Annotated in this window: 5 protein-coding genes; 2 read left to right on the top strand and 3 right to left on the bottom strand. The window is 50.1% G+C overall.

All coding sequences use genetic code 11. From position 1 onward, the window contains the following. Positions 1-29: 29 nt before the first annotated feature. From A918_RS0109340 to A918_RS0109330, 3 genes are all read right to left on the bottom strand, one after another. Positions 30-371, bottom strand: coding sequence for a cupin domain-containing protein (locus A918_RS0109340; RefSeq protein ID WP_022710808.1), 342 nt, complete (start codon positions 369-371; stop codon positions 30-32). Continuing rightward, on the bottom strand, positions 371-1,657 hold the full coding sequence (locus A918_RS0109335; RefSeq protein WP_022710807.1) for an O-acetylhomoserine aminocarboxypropyltransferase: 1,287 nt from the start codon (positions 1,655-1,657) through the stop codon (positions 371-373). The genes A918_RS0109340 and A918_RS0109335 overlap by 1 nt, the downstream gene beginning before the upstream one ends. Positions 1,658-1,851: 194 nt before the next feature. Beyond that, entirely contained in the window at positions 1,852-2,268 is a 417-nt protein-coding gene (locus A918_RS0109330) for a CoA-binding protein (protein ID WP_022710806.1), read from the bottom strand. A gap of 367 nt (positions 2,269-2,635) precedes the next feature. On the opposite strand from A918_RS0109330, the gene rplM reads away from it, so the two are divergent. Continuing rightward, positions 2,636-3,100 carry a 50S ribosomal protein L13 gene (gene rplM / locus A918_RS0109325; RefSeq protein ID WP_022710805.1) on the top strand — a complete coding sequence of 155 codons (465 nt, stop codon included), beginning with the start codon at positions 2,636-2,638 and terminating at the stop codon, positions 3,098-3,100. Then, on the top strand, positions 3,100-3,579 hold the full coding sequence (gene rpsI, locus A918_RS0109320) for a 30S ribosomal protein S9 (protein ID WP_022710804.1): 480 nt from the start codon (positions 3,100-3,102) through the stop codon (positions 3,577-3,579). Before rplM ends, rpsI begins: the two co-directional genes overlap by 1 nt. Positions 3,580-3,583: the final 4 nt, after the last annotated feature.

The raw sequence follows: 3,583 nt of genomic DNA, 5'->3' as shown, positions 1-3,583 counted from the left end.
CGCCGTTTTCTATTTCAGACAATATAAGTTTAAAGCTTTATCACATAGGTTTTACGAGTCGTTTCAATCACTTCCCACGTGCCTTTAAAGCCCGGCCTGATGATGAAACTATCGCCTGCCCGCAAAGTGACCGGCTCTTTTCCCTCTTCTGTCACCACAGATACACCACTTATAAGCTGGAAGAACTCCCATTCACCATAAGCGACACGCCATTTACCAACCGTCGACTCCCAGATACCCGCGTAAAGCCCGTCTGAGGTCTCCTCCGCATTCCATGTTCTGAACTGCGGATCGCCGGAAATGACGCGCCCTTCAGCGGGCACACCAAGTTCCGGTTCAGACTCTGTGTTTACAGGCAGCAACAGCGACATCAGGCGATCTTTGCCAGAGCCTGTTCAAGATCAGCGATAATATCGTCAGCATCTTCAATACCGATTGACAGACGCACCACTTCAGGTCCGGCACCGGCAGCAATTTTTTGTTCGTCAGTCAGCTGGCGATGGGTGGTTGATGCAGGATGGATAACCAGCGAGCGGGTATCACCGATATTGGCCAGCAGCGAGAACAGTTCCAGCGAGTTCGCGAAAGTTTTACCGGCTTCATAGCCGCCCTTCAGACCGAAGGTGAAAACAGCGCCGCCGCCTTTTGGCGAATATTTCTGCTGCAAAGCATGATATTTGTCGGTCGGGAGACCGGCATAACGCACCCATGAAACTTTCTCGTGCTTTTCCAGCCATTTCGCTACTTTCAGCGCATTGTCGCAATGGCGCTGCATACGCAGCGGCAGAGTTTCAATACCGGCAAGAATCTGGAACGAGTTGAAAGGAGAAATCGCCGGACCAAAATCACGCAAACCGAGTGTGCGTGCTGCAATCGCAAAAGCAATATTGCCGAATGTTTTGTGCAGTTCCGCACCGGCATATTCAGGACGCGGCTCGCTGAGCATCGGATAATTGCCGGATTTCGACCAGTCGAATGTACCGCCATCGACCAGAATACCGCCCATGGAGTTGCCATGACCGCCGATGAATTTGGTCAGCGAGTGCACAACAATATCTGCACCATGTTCAATCGGGCGGATCAGATATGGCGATGCCATTGTATTATCAACGATCAGCGGCAGACCGTGCTTATGCGCGATTTCCGCAATCGCTGCGATATCAACAACGATACCGCCCGGATTGGCCAGACTTTCAACAAAGATCGCACGGGTTTTGTCGTCGATCTGTTTCTCGAAGCTGGAAACATCGTCCACATCACCCCAGCGCACTTCCCAGCCGAAAGACTTGAAAGCATTGCCGAACTGATTGATCGAACCGCCATAAAGCTTGTTCGCAGCGATGAAATTATCGCCGGTGCGCAGCAGATTATGGAAAACCAGCAACTGAGCAGCATGGCCGGATGCAGTCGCAACCGCAGCTGTACCGCCTTCAAGCGCTGCAACGCGCTCTTCCAGAACCGCAGTGGTCGGGTTGGTCAGACGGGTATAGATATTGCCGAATGCCTGCAGGCCGAACAAAGCGGCAGCATGATCCACATCATCAAAAACATAGGATGCAGTCTGATAAATCGGCGTGGTGCGGGCACCGGTTGTCGGATCCGGTTTTGCGCCTGCATGAATAGCAAGTGTATCAAAACCCGGGCTGCGCTTGGACATTCTCTACTCCCCAAAATAAACAATTTGGGTCAGGTTAGAATTTTACTCTCGCACAAGCAAAGAAAAAGATTCCGCTTATCACTATAATACACGCAAACTATTATCTTTTTCCGCAGGCACATCTATAAATTACCCGCAGATTTACATTGCGGCAAAACAGAAATTTTGAACCGCAATGTCACATAAAGCTAAAATCAGGCAATGATCAGACGCTGATGCTGCTGTTTGGTGCACATATTTGTCACCACCTTTATTCCGGCAGCGCGGGCTTTGGCTTCAGCCTCTTCATGAGTGATTTCAAGCTGCAACCACAAAACATCCGGCTGTGTTTTCAGTGCCAGAATTTCATCGACAATTGCAGGTACGGCATTGGATGCGCGGAAGACATCGACAATATCAATCTTCTCCGGAATATCGGAGAGCGAGGCATAAACTGTCTGCCCCAATATCTGCTTCCCCGCCTGCCCCGGATTGACCGGAATAACTTTATAACCATGCTCCAGCAGATATTTCATCACACCAAAGCTTGGACGGGTTTCATTCGGAGAAGCCCCGACCAGCGCGATCACATGTTTGGTTTGCAGGATAGATCTGACTTCCGTTTCATTCATGGCCTTCTCCGTTTTCATGCTGCTATGCATCACATTGTGCAGAAGATATAATCTAGGCATAAAATGCGGGCAATTGAAGTGATGCGGCAGTCCGGACGAAAATATAGAGTAAAAATCACCGGATTTTTATAGGGTAATATAATACCGCAATTTTAGCACATTGATTTTAAAAGATAATTACAAGTATATGCAAATTCAACACACTTGACGCCCACTCACAGGCACTGTATTGGACAGCCAGAAAGCGTACATCTGTCAAAGATGAGCGGTTTTCATTTGTTACGCGCAGATTTCTGCCGCAACACAAGCAACAAAAAAAGCCTTGCTCCAGTCTCTGTTGCAAGGATTATTTCCAAGGATAACTTCAATGGCAACTTTTTCCCAGAAGCCAGCAGAAGTGGTGAAGAAGTGGATCCTGATCGACGCTGAAGGCGTTGTTCTCGGTCGTCTCGCTTCTCAGGTCGCCAACATTCTGCGCGGTAAGAACAAACCAACCTTTACCCCACACGTTGACGACGGTGACAATGTCATCATCATCAATGCTGACAAGGTTGTTCTGACCGGCAAGAAGTACACCGACAAGGTTTACTACTGGCACACTGGCCACCCAGGCGGTATTAAAGAACGTACAGCTCGTCAGATCCTCGAAGGCCGTTTTCCGGAACGCGTTGTTGAGAAGGCGATTGAACGTATGGTTCCGCGCGGTCCGCTCGGCCGTCGTCAGATGAAAAACCTGCGCGTTTATGCAGGCGCTGACCACCAGCACGAAGCACAGCAGCCAGAAGTCCTCGACATCGGCGCTTTGAACAGCAAAAATAAGAGGAACGCATAATGGCTGAGCAGCTCAACTCGCTCGAAGAACTTGGCACAGTTGCAGCAGCTGCTGCTCCTGAAGCTCCTGTTCACGTTAAAAAAGTCGACGCTCTCGGACGTTCTTATGCGACCGGTAAGCGTAAAGATGCGATTGCACGCGTTTGGGTAAAGCCAGGCACAGGCAAGATCATCGTGAACGGCAAAGAGTTCAACGCATATTTTGCTCGTCCGGTTCTGCAGATGGTTCTGCAGCAGCCAATCGTTGCAACAAACCGCACTGGTCAGTTTGACATTATTGCGACTGTTGCCGGCGGTGGTCTGTCCGGTCAGGCTGGTGCGGTTCGTCACGGCATTTCAAAAGCCCTGACCTACTACGAACCAGCTCTGCGCGCAGTACTGAAAAAAGGCGGCTTCCTGACACGCGACAGCCGTGTTGTAGAACGTAAGAAATACGGTAAGGCGAAAGCCCGTCGTAGCTTCCAGTTCTCCAAGCGCTAATCGC

It is taken from the genome of Pseudochrobactrum sp. AO18b, assembly GCF_000409565.1.
Classification (GTDB): Bacteria; Pseudomonadota; Alphaproteobacteria; order Rhizobiales; family Rhizobiaceae; genus Pseudochrobactrum; species Pseudochrobactrum saccharolyticum.
This window is presented reverse-complemented; position numbering and strand designations above follow the sequence as displayed.